Here is a 16,557-nt window from a genome sequence, read left to right as displayed (position 1 = left end):
AAACGGAGTATACCCATGACCAAGATCAAGGTGGAAAACCCTGTCGTCGAACTTGACGGCGATGAAATGACCCGGATCATCTGGGATTTCATCAAGAAGAAACTGATCCTGCCCTATCTGGACCTTGATCTGAAATATTACGATCTGGGCATGGAAGTCCGGGACGAAACCAACGACCAGATCACCGTTGACGCGGCTGAAGCGATCAAGAAATACGGCGTCGGCGTCAAATGCGCAACGATCACGCCCGATGAACAGCGGGTCGAGGAATTCGGCCTGAAACAGATGTGGCGCAGCCCGAACGGGACCATCCGCAACATTCTGGGCGGTGTGGTGTTCCGCGCCCCGATCATCTGCAAAAACGTGCCCCGTCTGGTGCCCGGCTGGACCGACCCGATTGTCATCGGTCGCCATGCCTTTGGTGACCAATATAAAGCCACCGATTTCCTGATGCCCGGCAAAGGCCAGTTGACGATGAAATTCGTCGGCGACGATGGCACTGTGATCGAAAAGGTCGTCTATGACAGCCCCGGTGCTGGTGTTGCGATGGGGATGTATAACCTTGACGAAAGCATCATTGATTTCGCCCGTGCGTCGCTCAACTATGGTCTGAACCTGGGCTGGCCGGTCTATCTGTCGACCAAGAACACGATTCTGAAAGCCTATGACGGGCGTTTCAAGGAACTGTTCCAGAAGGTCTATGAAGAAGAATTCGCAGATCAGTTCGAAGCGGCAGGCATCACCTACGAACACCGCCTGATCGACGATATGGTCGCATCCGCGATGAAATGGTCGGGCAAATTCGTCTGGGCCTGTAAGAACTACGATGGCGACGTCCAGTCGGACACGGTTGCGCAGGGCTTTGGCTCGCTCGGCCTGATGACCAGCCAGTTGATGACGCCCGATGGCAAGATCGTCGAGGCGGAAGCCGCCCACGGCACCGTGACCCGCCATTATCGCCAGCATCAGGAAGGCAAGGCGACGTCGACCAATTCCATCGCCTCGATCTTTGCCTGGACCGGCGGATTGAAGCACCGCGCAAAGCTGGACGACAATGCGCAGCTGATGACTTTTGCAGGTACGCTGGAAAAGGTTGTGGTGAATACGGTCGAAAGCGGTTTCATGACCAAGGATCTGGCCCTGCTGGTCGGCCCCGATCAAAGCTGGCTGACGACGGAAGGGTTCCTCGAAAAAGTCGATCAGAACCTGAACGCGGCGATGTAATATGAAAGGGGGGCCATCTGGCCCCCCTTTTGCTTGCCAGATTGCGGCGGTTTTAGTAGCGCAATTCCATGACACAAACCGGCCTACCCACCGCCCATACCCCGATCGAAGATGCGCAAGCCTTCGCGCTTGGCACTGCCCTTTGCGCGCTGGGGGTGACGATGCTGACGCATCTGGGGCTGATCACCGGGCAGACGGCTGGGCTGGCGGTGCTGGTGTCCTATGCGACGGGGCTGTCCTTTGGCGTGGTGTTTTTCTGTGTGAACATCCCGTTTTACTGGCTGGCCTGGATGCGGATGGGGCCAAGGTTTACGCTGAAGAGTTTTCTTTGCGTCGGGTTGCTGTCGCTGATGGCGGAAACCTTTCCGCAGATGATCGTGTTCGAAACATTGGAGCCGCTATTGGGCGCCGTATTGGTCGGTGCTGTCACCGGCCTTGGCCTGATCGTGCTGTTCCGGCATGGGGCGAGCCTTGGCGGCATCGGTGTGCTGGCGCTGTTCATTCAGGACCGGACCGGGTTTCGCGCCGGTTACACCCAATTGATCTTTGATCTGTGCCTGTTCGCAGTGGCCTTCATGATCATCGCCCCCGATCTGGTGCTCTATTCACTGGCCGGGGCAGTCGTGGCAAACCTGATCATCGCCACCAACCACCGCCCTGACCGCTATACCGGACGCTGACATGCCCATTCACTATATCTTTCTGATCCTTGCCATCGCCGCCGAAACCATCGGCACCACAGCACTGCAAGCCAGCCAGCAATTCACCAAATTCTGGCCCTCTGTGCTGGTGGTGATTGCCTATGGCATTTCCTTTTATCTGCTGGCGCAGACCCTGCGGGTGATGCCGGTGGGGATCGTCTATGCGATGTGGTCGGGGTTGGGCATCGTGCTGATCGCTGCCATCGGCTATCTGGTCTTTGGTCAAAGGCTTGATCTGCCTGCCGTGATCGGGATTTCCATGATCCTGGGCGGCATCCTTGTGATCCATCTTTTCTCGCGGACTTCGCCACACTAGCGGGATGTTTACGATTAGGGGGTAGCATTTGCTGCGATTGCACGGTATCGCGCGGTTAAATTTCCCATAAGGCAGACCCATGGATATCCGCAATATCGCGATCATCGCGCACGTTGACCACGGCAAGACAACGCTTGTCGACGAACTTTTGAAACAATCCGGCGTATACCGCGACAACGAAGCGACGACCGAACGCGCGATGGACAGCAATGACATCGAACGCGAACGCGGGATCACGATCCTTGCCAAATGTACCTCTGTCGAATGGAAAGGTACGCGGATCAATATCGTCGACACCCCCGGCCACGCCGATTTCGGTGGTGAGGTGGAACGCATCCTGTCGATGGTCGATGGTGTCGTCCTGCTGGTCGATGCTGCCGAAGGCCCGATGCCACAGACGAAATTCGTGACCTCCAAGGCGCTGGCTCTGGGCCTGCGCCCCATCGTTGTGGTGAACAAAGTCGACAAGGCCGACGGTGAACCTGATCAGGCCGTCGATGACGTGTTTGACCTCTTTGCCGCACTCGAAGCGACCGATGAACAGCTGGATTTCCCTGTGATGTATGCATCGGGCCGGTCGGGCTGGTGTGATGAGCAATTGGATGGTCCGCGCAAGGATCTGTCCGCGCTGTTCGACAAAGTGCTGGAACATGTGCCGATGCCAGCGCAGATCAGCCGCCGGGATGAGCCGTTCCAGATGCTGGCAACCACCCTGTCCGCTGACCCGTTCATCGGCCGTATTCTGACCGGTCGGGTTGAGGCAGGCACTTTGCGCGCAGGCGAAACTGTGAAAGCCCTGTCGCGCAATGGTGACAAGCTGGAGCAATTCCGGGTGTCAAAAATCCTCGCCTTCCGGGGCTTGGGCCAACAGCCGATTGATGTGGCAGAGGCAGGCGATATCGTGACACTGGCGGGCATGACCAAGGCGACCGTGGCCGATACGATCTGCGACATGTCCATCGACGTGCCGATCCCGGCGCAGCCGATTGACCCGCCGACCATCACCGTGACCTTTGGCATCAACGATAGCCCGCTGGCGGGCCGCGATGGCAAAAAGGTGCAAAGCCGCGTGATCCGCGAACGCCTGATGCGCGAAGCCGAAGTCAATGTTGCGATCAAGATCGCCGATACCGCGATGGGCGATGCGTTCGAGGTCTCGGGCCGTGGCGAATTGCAGATGGGTGTGTTGATCGAAAACATGCGCCGTGAAGGGTTCGAGCTTTCGATTTCCCGCCCGCAGGTGATTTACAAAGATATCGACGGTGTCCGCCACGAACCCATCGAAGAAGCCACGATTGACGTCGATGACGAATATACCGGCGCTGTGGTCGAAAAACTGACCGGCCCGCGCAAAGGCGAATTGGTCGAGATGAAACCTGCCGGTGCCGGCAAAACCCGGATTATCGCGCATGTGCCATCGCGCGGCTTGATCGGCTATCACGGTGAATTCCTGACCGACACGCGCGGTTCGGGCATTCTGAACCGTTTGTTCCACGGCTGGGCGCCTTACAAAGGCAAGATCGAAGGCCGCCGTCAGGGTGTTCTGATCTCGATGGAGAACGGCACTTCGGTGGCCTATGCTTTGTGGAAACTGGAAGATCGCGGCAAGTTCTTTATCGGCGCGCAGGAAGCTGTCTATACCGGTATGATCATCGGCGAACATAGCCGCGACAATGATCTGGAAGTGAACCCGCTGAAGGGCAAGCAACTGACCAACGTCCGCGCATCCGGCACGGATGAGGCGGTGCGCCTGACCACGCCGGTGACGATGTCGCTGGAACAGGCGATTGCCTATATCGACGATGATGAGCTGGTGGAAGTCACGCCGAACGCGATCCGGCTGCGCAAGCGGTTCCTGGACCCGAACGAACGCAAGCGGAATTCCCGCAGCGCCTGATATTGTGTCCCGCTGATTTCATCAGCGGGATGCGCGCCGCGCGGGGATACTTTTACTCGGAAGATGATCAAAAAAGGCGCGGGACTGTGAGGTTCCGCGCCTTCTTTGTTATGCGATTTCTTCGACGATGCAGAGTTCTCGTTGGCTGGCACCTTTGGCAAAGCTCAGCGCCTCTTGATAGGCGGCGGAATGATAGCAATCATGTGCGGCTTGCAGGCTGGGAAAGCGGACCACGACGTTGCGGGGCCGGTCCGGCCCTTCCAATTGTTCGTATTTGCCACCGCGGGCGAGGAAGACACCGCCGTGATCGGCGATGGCCCCGGTGGCGCGTTTGGCATATTCGCCATAGGCTGTTTCATCCGTGACAGTGACATGGGCGATCCAGAGGGCGGTCATGACAGATTCTCCAAAAGTGTTCTTGCGGCTTTGATGGCGGCATCGGCGTTGGCGGCTGATGCCCCGCCGCCCTGCGCCATATCGGAACGGCCACCGCCACCTTTGCCGCCGAGTTCGGGGGTCACGGCGCGCAGGATATCCACGGCAGAGATGCGGGTGGTCAGGTCAGCGGTGACGCCGACAGCGACCGCCGCTTTGTCGCCGGTATCGGCGATCAGCAGGACAATGCCGCTGCCAATGTCGGATTTGATCGCGTCGATCAGGGATGGCAGATCCTTGCCCGTCACGCCGGACAGCACCTGCGCCTGAAGCGCAATGCCATTGATGGTTTCGGTGGCTGCCGCGCCTTTGGCCCCGCCCCCCATCGCCAGATCGCGGCGCAATTGTGCAATTTCATTCGTCAGGGCGCGGCGTTCGTCCATCAGCGCCTTGACCCTGCCGGCCACGTCGCTGGCAGGGGTTTTCAGCGCCGAGGCCACATCGGCCAGCCGCTGGTCCTGCGCGCGCAGGTAATCCAGCGCCGCCTGCCCGGTCAACGCCTCGATCCGGCGGACACCGGCGCTGGAGGCTGTGTCGCCAAGCGCCACAAAGACGCCGATTTCGCCCAATTGCCGCACATGGGTGCCGCCGCAGAGTTCCAGCGAATAGGTGTCGCCAGCGGCCCCCTTGCCCGAGCCGGGTTTCTGGCCCATCGAGACGACACGGACTTCGTCGCCGTATTTTTCGCCGAACAAGGCTTGTGCGCCCATGGCGCGGGCATCATCGGGGGTCATGATCCGGGTGCTGACCTTGCTGTTCTGGCGGATCAGCGCATTCACATCGCGTTCAACCTGCGCCAATTCTGCGGCATTCAGCGCCTTGGTATGGCTGAAATCGAACCGCAGCCGATCAGGCGCATTCAGCGACCCACGCTGCGCGATATGATCGCCGAGCACGTCGCGCAAGGCCTCGTTCAGCAGATGGGTGGCGGAATGGTTGGCCTGAATGGCCGCGCGGCGCGCAGGATCGACGCGCAAGGCCGCACCCTGCCCCACAGAGATGCTGCCTTCGGTAACTTTGCCGAAATGGATGAAAACGCCCGCGACCTTTTTGGTATCGGTGATTGCCGCCGTGCCAGTGTCAGTCTGCAAAATCCCGGCATCGCCGACCTGCCCGCCGGATTCGGCGTAGAAGGACGTCTGGTTCAGCACGATCTGCACCTCGCCACCAGCCTCTTGCACCATGGCACCATCGGCGACCAGCGCCTTGATCTGGCCTTCGACGTCGAGTGAATCATAGCCCAGAAAATCAGTGACCCCGGCCTGATCGGCGACATCGAACCAGATCGCAGAATCCGCAGCCTCGCCGGTGCCGGACCATGCCGCACGCGCCTTGGCCTTTTGTTCAGCCATGGCCGCATCGAAACCGTCGGTATCAACCGCGCGGCCTTTTTCACGCAGCGCGTCCTGCGTCAGATCGAGCGGGAAACCGTAGGTGTCATAGAGTTTGAACGCCGCCGCCCCGGGCAGTGCCGCGTCATCGGGCAGGCCTGAGAGTTCATCATCGAGCAGTTTCAGCCCGCGATCCAGCGTCTGTTTGAAGCGGATTTCTTCATTCATCAGCGTTTCTTCGATCAACCGCTGGCCTTGGCCGAGTTCGGGATAGGCCTCGCCCATCTGCCGCACCAGCGCAGGCACCAGCCGGTGCATGACCGGGTCTTTCGCGCCCAGCAAATGCGCGTGGCGCATTGCGCGGCGCATGATCCGCCGCAAAACGTATCCGCGGCCTTCGTTCGAGGGCAGCACACCTTCGGCGATCAAGAAGGAGGTGGAGCGCAGATGGTCCGCGATCACCCGGTGATGGGTATTGCCCGGCCCGTCAGGGTCAGAGGAGGTCGCATGGGCCGAGGCCTCGATCAAGGCGCGCATCACATCGGTATCGTAATTGTCATGCTTGCCTTGCAGCAAGGCACCGATCCGTTCCAGCCCCATGCCGGTGTCAATCGATTGCATGTCGAGCGGTCGCATCGTCCCATCCTCGAATTGCTCGTTCTGCATGAAAACGACATTCCATATCTCGATGAACCGGTCACCGTCTTCCTCGGCAGAACCGGGAGGGCCGCCCCAGATATGGTCGCCATGATCATAGAAAATCTCTGTGCAGGGGCCGCAGGGGCCGGTCGGGCCCATGCGCCAGAAATTATCATCGGTGGGGATGCGGATAATCCGGTCTTCCGGCACGCCGATCTTGCGCCACAGATCGTATGCCTCGTCATCAGTATGGTAAACCGTGGTCAGCAGCCGGTTTTTGTCGATGCCGAAATCCTTGGTCAGCAATTCCCAGGCAAAGGGGATCGCGTCGGATTTGAAATAATCACCAAAGCTGAAATTGCCCAGCATCTCGAAAAACGTATGGTGGCGCGCGGTATAGCCGACATTATCCAGATCATTATGCTTGCCCCCGGCGCGCACGCATTTCTGGCTGGTGGTGGCGCGGGAATAATCGCGCGTCTCGACCCCGGTGAACAGGTTCTTGAACTGCACCATGCCTGAATTGGTGAACATCAGGGTCGGGTCGTTGCGCGGCACCAGAGGGCTCGACTGGACGATCCGGTGATCCTGTTTTTCAAAATAATTCAGAAAGGTAGAACGGATATCAGCAAGGCTGGTCATGGCGCACTTTCACAGCAAAATCTTTGATCAGCAGCAGAGATAGCCGCGCAGTCGGGCACTGTCCACCAATAGACCAAAGATCGCTTCGAAAACCCCGTCTTCTTTTTTCCCAAAATACTCCCGCCGGAGGCAGCGCAACCACGCCACATTCCCAACAGCAGCAAAAGGCGCGGACCAAGCCCGCGCCCTTTTACTTACATTTCGACCAGATCATCATCCGCCGGACCGTCTGAATCGCTCATCGCGAAATCAAGGCCATGGGCGGCACGGATCTTATCCTCGATCTCATTGGCGATCTTGGGGTTTTCTTTGAGAAAGACCTTGGAGTTTTCACGCCCCTGCCCGATCCGTTCATCACCATAGCTGAACCATGCGCCGGATTTATCGACCACACCGGCTTTGACCCCCAGATCCAGCAATTCGCCTGTCTTGGAAATGCCTTCGCCATACATGATGTCGAATTCCACCTGTTTGAACGGTGGTGCCACCTTGTTCTTGACCACTTTCACACGGGTCGCGTTGCCGACAACTTCGTCACGGTCCTTGATCGCGCCGATACGGCGGATATCCAACCGGACCGAGGCGTAGAATTTCAACGCATTGCCGCCTGTCGTGGTTTCGGGGCTGCCGAACATCACGCCGATCTTCATGCGGATCTGGTTGATGAAAATCACCATACAGCCAGAGCGGTTAATCGACCCGGTCAGTTTGCGCATCGCCTGGCTCATCAGGCGGGCATGCACACCGACCGAACTGTCGCCCATATCGCCTTCAAGCTCTGACTTGGGCGTCAGGGCGGCAACAGAATCGACCACCACCAGCGACACGGCACCGGAGCGGACCAAAGTATCGACAATCTCCAGCGCTTGTTCGCCCGTGTCAGGCTGCGAGATCAGCAATTCATCCAGGTTCACGCCCAATTTCTTGGCATATTGCGGGTCCAGCGCATGTTCGGCATCGACAAAGGCGCAGATGCCACCTTTTTTCTGCTCTTCCGCGATGGAATGGAGGGTCAGCGTCGTCTTGCCCGAGGATTCCGGGCCGTAAATCTCGATCACGCGGCCTTTTGGCAAGCCACCGATCCCCAAGGCAATGTCGAGACCCAAAGATCCGGTCGATGTCGCCTCAATCTCGGGCATCTGGTTCTGGCCGCCCAATTTCATGATCGAGCCTTTGCCGAACTGACGTTCGATCTGGGCCAAAGCGCTTTCCAGCGCCTTTTCCTTATCTGCGGTTTTCTTGTCCATCATTTTCAAAAGATCTGCCGTTGCCATTTCCCTGCCCTTATTCCACGCGCCCAACCAAGGGGCAATCAAAGCTTTGTTCGCCCTATGTTCCATACTACATGAGATCAAAACAGGAACATTGCAAGATCTATTTGCAACTTCCTTTCTAACAGACAGTGGTTAAGAAACGGTTTATGCCGTAAAAACGGCGCCGATGAGTAAAGGGTTTATGTAAATGCTTGTTTTCTGGAAAGAAAACCTTGTTCTGCTGGCCGTGCCCAAGACCGGATCAACCGCTTTGGAAGGCGCTTTGGCACCGCGCGCCTCGATGGTGTTGCGCGATCCGCCGCAGTTGAAACATGCGCCCTGCTATCGCTACAAACGATTCTTGCGCCCGTTTTTCATTCAGGCTGGCGGTCAAACGCCAGAGGTCATGGCGATTGTTCGCCACCCCGTTGATTGGCTGGGCAGCTGGTATCGTTACCGCACGCGCGACGATCTGATCGGGCATGAGAACAGCACGCGCGGCGTGACTTTCGATGATTTCGTGCTGGAATATTGCAAGGGCGATCCCGCCCCTTTCGCCAATGTCGGGTCGCAGGACAGGTTCCTGCGGATCAACGATGGCGATATCGGTGCGGATCATCTGTTCCGCTATGAAGCCTGGGACAAGATCACCGGCTTTCTGGAAGAAAAGCTGAACGTCACGCTGGCGCTGAAACAAAAGAACGTCTCACCCACGATGGACCTGACGCTGTCTCCCGATGTGCTGGCGCATCTGCAACAAAAGCGCAGCCCCGAATTCGGCATCTGGGAGGCAGGACAGGGTTAACCCCCCGCCTGCACCTTCTTATTTCTCCAAATACTCAAAGTGCTGCATCGCCGCCCGCATCAACATCGCGGCCTTTAAACCCCGTCGCCACAACGAATTTTTCTGAAGAATCCGACCGCGACGCCGGTGGTTTGACATTCGCAACCTTGGTAAAGCGCGATTTCAGCAATTTCTGCAAATCGCCCTCTGCCCCGCCGGCCAGCACCTTGGCGACAAAGGTGCCACCTTCGTTCAGCACGTCAAAGGCGAAATAGGCCGCCGCCTCACAGAGCGCGATAATCCGGTTGTGATCGGTCTGTTTATGGCCAGAGGCGGAGGCCGCCATATCCGACATCACCACATCGGCATTGCCACCCAGCCATGCTCGGACCTGTTGATCTGCATCATCGGCCATGAAATCAAGCTGATAAATCTCGGCCCCGGGGATCGGATCGACCTCTTGCAGGTCGATGCCCAGCACGTAACCTTGCGCTTTCGATGTCCGTTCCCCCAAAGCGTTGGCGCGTTTGACCGCGACCTGCAACCATCCGCCGGGCGCACAGCCCAGATCGACGATCCGCGCGCCGGGCACCAAAAAGCGATATTTTTCGTCCAGTTCCAATATCTTATAGGCCGCACGCCCGCGATAGCCATCGATCTTGGCGCGTTTCACGTAAGGATCGTTCAGCTGGCGCTGCAACCATTGGGTCGAGGACAGCTTGCGCCCACGCGCCGTCTTGACCTTGACATGCAGGTCGCGCTGGCCGCGGCCGGAGGAATTCTTGGTGGTGGGTTTTTTGACCATCTGATCGCTTTACCCCTAAAACGGGGCATCTTCCAAGACCCCATCAGCGGACATCTGTGCATAAAGCAGCCCTTCCCGCAAACCCCGGTCCGCGACAGACAGGCGATCCGTGGGCCAAAGCCGCATCAAAGCCTGCAAAATCGCGGCCCCCGACATGATCAGCGCCTGCCGGTCGCGGCCAATGCGCGGGTCATTGCGGCGCCCATCAGGGCCAAGGGCGACATAATCGCGGATCACCGCATCGATCTGGTCAGTGGTCATGCGCAACCCGTCCACCTTGGTCCGGTCATAGCGTTTCAGCCCCAGATAGCTGGCAGCGACGGTCGTGACCGTGCCGCTGGTGCCGATGATCTGAAAGCCCTTGCGCGATTGCGCGCAGGTCGATGGCGCGAAAGCCTCCAGATTTTCTTCGAAAAACCAGCTCATCAGGGCAAATCGTGCAGCATCATCATCCACATCGCTGAATTGGTCGCGCAGGGTCGCGACACCCAAAGGCACGGAAATCCAATCCACTACTTTCGCCGCAGCAAACGGACCGGGGTCGGATTTGAACCCGGCATGCAGCCGCATGATCGCGCGGGGCCGTTCGCGTTTGGGCACATTGGTCAGATCGATCCACACGAGTTCAGTCGACCCGCCGCCGATATCGACGACCAGCAATTGTTCGGTATTCACGCTGACCAAAGGCGCGCAGGAAATCACCGCCAAACGCGCCTCTTCCTCTGGCCGGATAATCTCCAAATTCAGACCCGTCTCGCGCCGCACCTGTGCGATGAAATGCGGCCCGTTCAGCGCGCGCCGACAGGCTTCGGTCGCGACAAGCCGCATCCGTTTCACACCATGCCGGTGCAATTTCTCGCGGCAGATCCGCATCGCGGAAATCGTCCGGTTCATCGAGGCGCGCGATAAACGCCCCGTGCTTTCAAGGCCTTGGCCAAGCTGGACGGATTTGGAAAAACTATCAACCACATGAAACTGGCTGCCCTTGGGTTGGGCAATCAGCATCCGGCAAGAGTTCGTTCCAAGGTCCAGCGCCGCGTAAAGCGTCGCCGGATCGGGTTGTTGTGGCGCGGGGCTATCGACCGCTTTAGGGAACGCGCCCGCACCTTTGGGACGCTTCGGCGTCATTTTTCACGCCTTCCATTTCGAGTTACCTTCAAGCTATGCCGCCGCCTGTCACAAGACAAGCCCAAGTCCTGCCTTCCGCGCCATTGCGTGAAAATACCGCAGGTCAAACCGGCCCCGTCGCGCAGGACGCGCGGCATGTCGAAATCGGGCCTTCAGCTGCGGCATGCGATGCTAGAACGGCAGGAACAGGTCACAGGGGAATCACATGGCCGAGGTTACCATCGTCTTTTGGCGCGATATTCCCGCGCAGGTCATCGTCGGGCGCGGGCGGCGCGGCACCAAATTACCCCTGCCCGAACGGTTCGAACAGGCGATTGACCGTGCTGCGATGAAATCCGGGGCCGCAGAATCCGATGAATATATGGCAGGGTTCCGCAAGGCTGATCCTTATTCCGCCGCAGGCAGCGACAGTGAGGCCGCAGAGGCCGCCGTGGCGCAGATTGACGCAGCATATGATCAGGACCGGATCAAGACCCTGATCGCCAATCACGGCTGGGCATGACCCCGCCACCCCGCTTGCAGGAGGTTCTGATGACGCTCTTCCCCTTTCTCAAACGCAAAGAGGCTGAAACACCGGGGCTGAACCCTGATGTCACAGAATTTCTGCGCGGTTATTCGATCGAGGTGATGCCGCGCACCGCCGCAAAGATCGACAATTTCCGCGATCTGCTGCCCGCAGGCACCCGCATCTATATCGCCCATATCGACGGCACGCCGATTGACGATATGGTGGCGACGGCGCGGCTTTTGGCGCGGGACGGTTTTGCCGTGATGCCGCATTTCCCCGCGCGGATCATCAAGGACCGCGCGACACTCGCAGGTTGGATCGCCCGCTATCAGGGCGAAGCGGGGGTGGATCAGGCGCTGCTGCTCGCTGGCGGTGTGGCGCAGCCGCAGGGGGATTATCACAGCTCCATCCAGTTGCTGGAAAGCGGGTTGTTTGGTGATTTCAAACACCTGCATGTCGCAGGGCACCCAGAGGGCAACCGCGATATTGACCCCGATGGATCGGATTGCAATGTGATGGCGGCGCTGCGCTGGAAGCAGCGGTTCAGCGACACAAGTGATGCACAGATGGCGCTGACCACGCAATTCGCCTTTGCCGCAGAGCCGGTGATCGCGTGGGCCGATGCGTTGCGTGACGCCGGGATCACTTTGCCGCTCCATATCGGTATCGCTGGCCCTGCCAAGCTGCAGACGCTGATCAAATTCGCCATGGCCTGCGGTGTCGGCCCCTCGCTGCGGGTGTTGCAGAAACGCGCGATGGATGTGACCAAGCTCATGTTGCCTTATGAGCCGACAGAGGTTGTCGCAGCTTTGGCCGCCCACAAGGCTCGCCACCCCGATTGCCTGATCGCAGGCGCGCATCTGTTCCCCTTGGGCGGGATCACAGCCGCCACGGATTGGGCAAGCGACCATAGCAGAGCCGCAGCAGCAAAGGACAGGACATGACCCGCACGATCATCGAATCCAAAACCAGAACCGCGATCATCGGTTTTGACCAACCCTTTTGCGTGATCGGAGAGCGGATCAACCCGACCGGACGCAAGATATTGGCCGAGGAATTGGAGCGCGGTGATTTCTCCCGCGTTGAGGCTGATGCCATCGCACAGGTCGCCGCCGGGGCCAATGTGCTCGATATCAATTCAGGTGCGGTGTTTTCCAAAAAAATGGCCGAGGACCCGCGCTATGCCGATAATAATTTCGTCGAACCGCCGCTGATGGCAGACCTGATCGCACGCGTGCAGGCCGTCGTCGATGTGCCGCTTTGCATCGATTCATCCGTGCCCGGCGCGCTGGAACGCGGGCTGGCAGCAGCGGAAGGGCGCCCCCTGCTCAATTCCGTGACGGGGGAAGAGGAAAGGCTGGAACGCGTCCTGCCTTTGGTCAAGAAATACAACGTGCCTGTGGTGGCAATTTCCAACGACGACAGCGGGATATCTGAAGACCCCGATGTGCGTTTCGCCGTGGCCAAGAAGATCGTGGAACGCGCCGCCGATTATGGCATCCCCGCGCATGATATCGTGGTTGACCCGCTGGTCATGCCGATTGGCGCGATGGGCACGGCTGGCTTGCAGGTGTTCACGCTTGTCCGCCGCTTGCGCGAAGAACTGGGCGTGAACACGACCTGCGGTGCGTCCAACATCAGTTTCGGCCTGCCCAACCGGCATGGGATCAACAATGCGTTTTTGCCAATGGCGATCACTGCCGGGATGACCTCCGCCATCATGAACCCCATCGCCCTGCCCGTCGGGGCCACGAGGATCGCCGAGAAACGGGCCGAGGTGCTGGCGGCTGGCATCGTCCTGCCCGAAGATATGGATGACGAGACCTTCGTCACGCTCTTTGGTCTGGGGTCCACCCTGCCCCGTGCGGGGTCAGAGATGGCGGCGATCCGGGCTGCGAATTTCCTGATGGATCAGGACCCGTCTGGGGCGGACTGGATCCGCTTCAACCGCGCGCCGGTGAAAGACGGCGAAGGCCGCGCCCGGACCGGGCGGCGGAAAAGGTAACTTTTATGCCTCCGGCGGGGATATGTAGGTGAATTCGCGCGAGCGCGATTTCACCGGCTCGGAAGATGATAGGGAGGCACAGCAAGTTGGCAGCGCTGCCACCTTGCGCCGCGATATCGGCAAGCAGATCAGCGATAATAGAGCGACTGGCCATTGGCGAAAATCTGCACCTTGGCGGGGCTGGCCGCCATCCGCACGGATTTGCCGCGCAGATCGGCATGAATGCCCGGCAATTTGCCGATCACCGCGGAATTATCGCCGACCTTGTCGAAGTAAAGCAATGTCACCTCACCCAAAGCTTCGGTGATATTGACCTTGCCTTCAAAGGCGTAATCCTCCCCCGATGTCTCAACCATATCCTCGGGCCTGATGCCGACATTGACCTTGAGGCCCATATCGCTGTCCCGCGTCGGCACGGCAGAGGTCACAGTGCCGCCGCCATGCAGCTTTACCTGCGTCTGCGCGCCGGTTGCGGTGATTTCCCCTGCCAGCAGGTTCATCGCGGGCGAGCCGATGAATTGCGCGACAAATTCATTTTCGGGCCGTTCATAAAGTTCCAGCGGCGTGCCGACCTGCGCGATGCCTTTATTGGCCAGCACCACGATGCGGGTGGCCAGCGTCATCGCCTCGACCTGATCATGTGTGACATAGATCATCGTGCTGTTGGGCATCGATTCCTTGAGCTGCGCAATCTCGATCCGTGTCGCCACGCGCAAGGCCGCGTCAAGGTTTGAGAGCGGTTCATCAAACAGGTAAACCTTAGGATCGCGCACAATGCTGCGCCCAATCGCGACACGCTGACGCTGCCCGCCGGACAGCGCCTTGGGCAGCCGGTCCAGCAATTCTTCCAATTGCAGGATCTTCGCGGTGCGCGCGACGGCCTCTTCAATCTCACCTTTGGATTTTTTGGCGAGTTTCAGCGCGAAGGCCATGTTTTCGCGCACCGTCATATGCGGATAAAGCGCATAGGATTGAAACACCATCGCGATGCCGCGCTGCGCGGGGGGCACGTCATTGACCACCTGCCCGTCGATGGTCAATTCACCATCGGTGATCTTTTCCAGCCCCGCGATCATCCGCAGCAAGGTGGATTTGCCACAGCCGGACGGACCGACGAAGACGATCAATTCGCCGGTCTTGATATCCAGATTGATGTCTTTCAACACCTCGACCTTGCCGCCATAGGTCTTTGCCACATTGGTCAGTGTCAGCTCGGTCATGTCAATTTCCCCACTTATGCTTCATGTTTTCAGCGCAAAGCACACTTGCCAAGGACCAAAATGCAACTTGCCATCGGCGGATGGATGCGCCGACCCCAGTTCCGCCCCGATCACCGTCCAATCCCCCGCAGGCATGTCGAAATCGGATGGCGTATCGCTGACGTTGAAGGCGCAGAAAATCGTCTGATCACCCTCCGTCCGGGTGAAATAGACCACATCACCCTGCGCGCGCATCGCATCATGGCTGCCAACGGCCAGTGCGGCATGGCTGTGCCGGAAAGCAATCGCGCGGCGGTAATGATGGATCAACGCGCCCGGTTCATCCTCTTGCGCGCCCACGGCCAAAGCCAGATGTTCGCTGGAGACCGGCAGCCACGGTTTGCCATCGCTGAAGCCACCATGCAGATTGTCGCGTTCCCAGACCATCGGGGTGCGGCACCCATCGCGGCCTTTGAATTCGGGCCAGAATTCGATGCCGTAAGGGTCTTGGAGGTCTTCGAACGCGACATCCGCTTCGGGCAGGCCCAGTTCCTCGCCCTGATAGATGCAGACCGATCCGCGCAGCGACATGATCAATGTGGCGAACATGCGCTGCGCGGCAGCCGGCAGGTCCCAGCGGGTGGCATGGCGCACCACATCATGGTTGGAAAAGGCCCAGCAGGCCCAGCCATCGGCGGCGACCTCATCCACCAGTTCCATCACCTCGACAATCCGCGCGGCGGTGGGTTTGTCCTTGGCAAGAAATTCAAAAGCATAGCACATCTGCATGAGATCATCGCCGGTGGTATACTGGCCCATGATCTCCATCCCGCGCTGGGCATCGCCGACTTCGCCCACGGCGGCAGCGCCGTATGGTTCCATCACGGCGCGCAGGCGGGCCAGGAATTTGACGTTATCGGGGTGGTTCTTGTCGTAGATATGTTCCTGATGATTATAGGGGTTCACCGAAGGCGCGATATTGGCGTTGCGGCGTTCTTTCGGCAGCGGAGGGTTATCGCGCAGTTCGGCATCATGCATGTAGAAATTGATCGTATCGAGCCGGAAACCATCGCAGCCCCGGTTCAGCCAGAAACGGGCGACGTCCAGCAGCGCCTCTTGCACGTCTGCATTGTGGAAATTCAGGTCAGGCTGCGAGACGAGGAAGTTGTGCAGGTAATATTGTTCGCGCCGCGCGTCCCATTGCCAGGCCGATCCGCCGAAGATCGACAGCCAGTTGGTCGGCGGGGTGCCATCGGGTTTGGGATCGGCCCAGACATACCAATCGGATTTGGGGTTATCGCGGCTCGCACGGCTCTCAATGAACCACGGATGCTGCGCGGATGTATGCGACAGCACAAGGTCAATCATCACTCGGATGCCAAGGCGATGCGCGGTGTCGATCACCGCATCGAAATCAGCCAGTGACCCGAACATCGGGTCCACATCACAGTAGTCGCTGACATCATAGCCGAAATCCTGCATCGGCGAGGTGAAGAAAGGCGAAATCCAGATCGCATCGACACCCAGCGAGGCGATATAAGGCAAACGCTGCACGATGCCCAAAAGATCGCCGATCCCGTCGCCATTGCTGTCCTGAAAGCTGCGGGGATAGATCTGATAGATCACCGCGCCGCGCCACCAATCTTTGTTCACTGCCATATCTTGGTTCATGGCCACTGCCGTCGTCATA

At 58.9% G+C, this 16,557-nt stretch carries 15 protein-coding genes; 8 read left to right on the top strand and 7 right to left on the bottom strand.

What is annotated here, in order from left to right; translation table 11 throughout:
- The first annotated feature begins 15 nt into the window (after positions 1–15).
- The 4 genes from VOY09_RS07070 to typA all read left to right on the top strand — a co-directional run bounded on the left by VOY09_RS07070 (position 16) and on the right by typA (position 4,138).
- Positions 16–1,224, top strand: coding sequence for an NADP-dependent isocitrate dehydrogenase (locus tag VOY09_RS07070; protein WP_322893697.1), 1,209 nt, complete (start codon positions 16–18; stop codon positions 1,222–1,224).
- Between the two features lie 68 nt (positions 1,225–1,292).
- The gene (locus tag VOY09_RS07065; RefSeq protein ID WP_322893696.1) at positions 1,293–1,904 is read left to right on the top strand and encodes a YitT family protein; all 612 of its coding nucleotides are present in this window, start codon (positions 1,293–1,295) and stop codon (positions 1,902–1,904) included.
- A gap of 1 nt (position 1,905) precedes the next feature.
- The gene (locus VOY09_RS07060; RefSeq protein WP_322893695.1) at positions 1,906–2,241 is read left to right on the top strand and encodes an SMR family transporter; all 336 of its coding nucleotides are present in this window, start codon (positions 1,906–1,908) and stop codon (positions 2,239–2,241) included.
- A 79-nt stretch (positions 2,242–2,320) separates the two neighbouring features.
- Positions 2,321–4,138 carry a translational GTPase TypA gene (typA, locus tag VOY09_RS07055; RefSeq protein ID WP_322893694.1) on the top strand — a complete coding sequence of 606 codons (1,818 nt, stop codon included), beginning with the start codon at positions 2,321–2,323 and terminating at the stop codon, positions 4,136–4,138.
- A 108-nt stretch (positions 4,139–4,246) separates the two neighbouring features.
- Here the strand turns inward: typA and VOY09_RS07050 are convergent, their stop codons facing one another.
- From VOY09_RS07050 to recA, 3 genes are all read right to left on the bottom strand, one after another.
- Complete coding sequence (locus VOY09_RS07050) at positions 4,247–4,534, bottom strand: DUF1330 domain-containing protein (protein WP_322893693.1); 288 nt, start codon at positions 4,532–4,534, stop codon at positions 4,247–4,249.
- Positions 4,531–7,185 (bottom strand): alanine--tRNA ligase, encoded by a 2,655-nt coding sequence (gene alaS / locus VOY09_RS07045; RefSeq protein ID WP_322893692.1) that lies wholly within the window; start codon positions 7,183–7,185, stop codon positions 4,531–4,533. Before alaS ends, VOY09_RS07050 begins: the two co-directional genes overlap by 4 nt.
- Positions 7,186–7,379: 194 nt before the next feature.
- Entirely contained in the window at positions 7,380–8,459 is a 1,080-nt protein-coding gene (gene recA, locus VOY09_RS07040; RefSeq protein WP_322893691.1) for a recombinase RecA, read from the bottom strand.
- Positions 8,460–8,646: 187 nt separating this feature from the next.
- On the opposite strand from recA, the gene VOY09_RS07035 reads away from it, so the two are divergent.
- Complete coding sequence (locus VOY09_RS07035; RefSeq protein WP_322893690.1) at positions 8,647–9,243, top strand: gamma-glutamyl kinase; 597 nt, start codon at positions 8,647–8,649, stop codon at positions 9,241–9,243.
- Between the two features lie 34 nt (positions 9,244–9,277).
- On the opposite strand, the gene VOY09_RS07030 is transcribed toward VOY09_RS07035, so the two are convergent.
- The gene (locus tag VOY09_RS07030) at positions 9,278–10,027 is read right to left on the bottom strand and encodes an RlmE family RNA methyltransferase (protein WP_322893689.1); all 750 of its coding nucleotides are present in this window, start codon (positions 10,025–10,027) and stop codon (positions 9,278–9,280) included.
- Between the two features lie 15 nt (positions 10,028–10,042).
- On the bottom strand, positions 10,043–11,155 hold the full coding sequence (locus tag VOY09_RS07025; RefSeq protein ID WP_322893688.1) for a Ppx/GppA phosphatase family protein: 1,113 nt from the start codon (positions 11,153–11,155) through the stop codon (positions 10,043–10,045).
- Between the two features lie 205 nt (positions 11,156–11,360).
- Between VOY09_RS07025 and VOY09_RS07020 the strand changes: the two genes are divergently transcribed.
- Genes VOY09_RS07020 through VOY09_RS07010 form a run of 3 tightly spaced genes read left to right on the top strand, consistent with a single transcriptional unit; the run spans position 11,361 to position 13,668 of the window.
- Entirely contained in the window at positions 11,361–11,657 is a 297-nt protein-coding gene (locus VOY09_RS07020) for a virulence factor (protein WP_322893687.1), read from the top strand.
- Positions 11,658–11,686: 29 nt separating this feature from the next.
- Positions 11,687–12,607, top strand: coding sequence for a methylenetetrahydrofolate reductase (locus VOY09_RS07015; protein WP_322893686.1), 921 nt, complete (start codon positions 11,687–11,689; stop codon positions 12,605–12,607).
- Positions 12,604–13,668 carry a methyltetrahydrofolate cobalamin methyltransferase gene (locus VOY09_RS07010; RefSeq protein ID WP_322893685.1) on the top strand — a complete coding sequence of 355 codons (1,065 nt, stop codon included), beginning with the start codon at positions 12,604–12,606 and terminating at the stop codon, positions 13,666–13,668. Before VOY09_RS07015 ends, VOY09_RS07010 begins: the two co-directional genes overlap by 4 nt.
- Before the next feature lie 128 nt (positions 13,669–13,796).
- Here VOY09_RS07010 and VOY09_RS07005 read toward each other — a convergent pair whose 3' ends face one another.
- Both VOY09_RS07005 and VOY09_RS07000 read right to left on the bottom strand, forming a co-directional pair.
- The gene (locus VOY09_RS07005) at positions 13,797–14,888 is read right to left on the bottom strand and encodes a sn-glycerol-3-phosphate ABC transporter ATP-binding protein UgpC (protein ID WP_322893684.1); all 1,092 of its coding nucleotides are present in this window, start codon (positions 14,886–14,888) and stop codon (positions 13,797–13,799) included.
- A 21-nt stretch (positions 14,889–14,909) separates the two neighbouring features.
- The gene (locus tag VOY09_RS07000) at positions 14,910–16,526 is read right to left on the bottom strand and encodes an alpha-amylase family glycosyl hydrolase (RefSeq protein ID WP_322893766.1); all 1,617 of its coding nucleotides are present in this window, start codon (positions 16,524–16,526) and stop codon (positions 14,910–14,912) included.
- Positions 16,527–16,557 lie beyond the last annotated feature (31 nt).

The organism is Yoonia sp. 67-2, from assembly GCF_035117555.1.
In the GTDB taxonomy this organism is placed as follows: domain Bacteria; phylum Pseudomonadota; class Alphaproteobacteria; order Rhodobacterales; family Rhodobacteraceae; genus Yoonia.
Note: the sequence above shows the minus strand (reverse complement) of the source record. Positions and strands in the feature narration are given on the sequence as shown.

Coding starts and splice junctions, on each gene's coding strand:
- alaS (WP_322893692.1), bottom strand. CDS start 7,185: ATGACCAGCCTTGCTGATATCCGTTCTACCTTTCTGAATTATTTTGAA.
- VOY09_RS07020 (WP_322893687.1), top strand. CDS start 11,361: ATGGCCGAGGTTACCATCGTCTTTTGGCGCGATATTCCCGCGCAGGTC.
- VOY09_RS07060 (WP_322893695.1), top strand. CDS start 1,906: ATGCCCATTCACTATATCTTTCTGATCCTTGCCATCGCCGCCGAAACC.
- VOY09_RS07035 (WP_322893690.1), top strand. CDS start 8,647: ATGCTTGTTTTCTGGAAAGAAAACCTTGTTCTGCTGGCCGTGCCCAAG.
- VOY09_RS07005 (WP_322893684.1), bottom strand. CDS start 14,888: ATGACCGAGCTGACACTGACCAATGTGGCAAAGACCTATGGCGGCAAG.
- VOY09_RS07030 (WP_322893689.1), bottom strand. CDS start 10,027: ATGGTCAAAAAACCCACCACCAAGAATTCCTCCGGCCGCGGCCAGCGC.
- VOY09_RS07010 (WP_322893685.1), top strand. CDS start 12,604: ATGACCCGCACGATCATCGAATCCAAAACCAGAACCGCGATCATCGGT.
- VOY09_RS07070 (WP_322893697.1), top strand. CDS start 16: ATGACCAAGATCAAGGTGGAAAACCCTGTCGTCGAACTTGACGGCGAT.
- VOY09_RS07000 (WP_322893766.1), bottom strand. CDS start 16,526: ATGGCAGTGAACAAAGATTGGTGGCGCGGCGCGGTGATCTATCAGATC.
- recA (WP_322893691.1), bottom strand. CDS start 8,459: ATGGCAACGGCAGATCTTTTGAAAATGATGGACAAGAAAACCGCAGAT.
- VOY09_RS07050 (WP_322893693.1), bottom strand. CDS start 4,534: ATGACCGCCCTCTGGATCGCCCATGTCACTGTCACGGATGAAACAGCC.
- VOY09_RS07025 (WP_322893688.1), bottom strand. CDS start 11,155: ATGACGCCGAAGCGTCCCAAAGGTGCGGGCGCGTTCCCTAAAGCGGTC.
- VOY09_RS07015 (WP_322893686.1), top strand. CDS start 11,687: ATGACGCTCTTCCCCTTTCTCAAACGCAAAGAGGCTGAAACACCGGGG.
- typA (WP_322893694.1), top strand. CDS start 2,321: ATGGATATCCGCAATATCGCGATCATCGCGCACGTTGACCACGGCAAG.
- VOY09_RS07065 (WP_322893696.1), top strand. CDS start 1,293: ATGACACAAACCGGCCTACCCACCGCCCATACCCCGATCGAAGATGCG.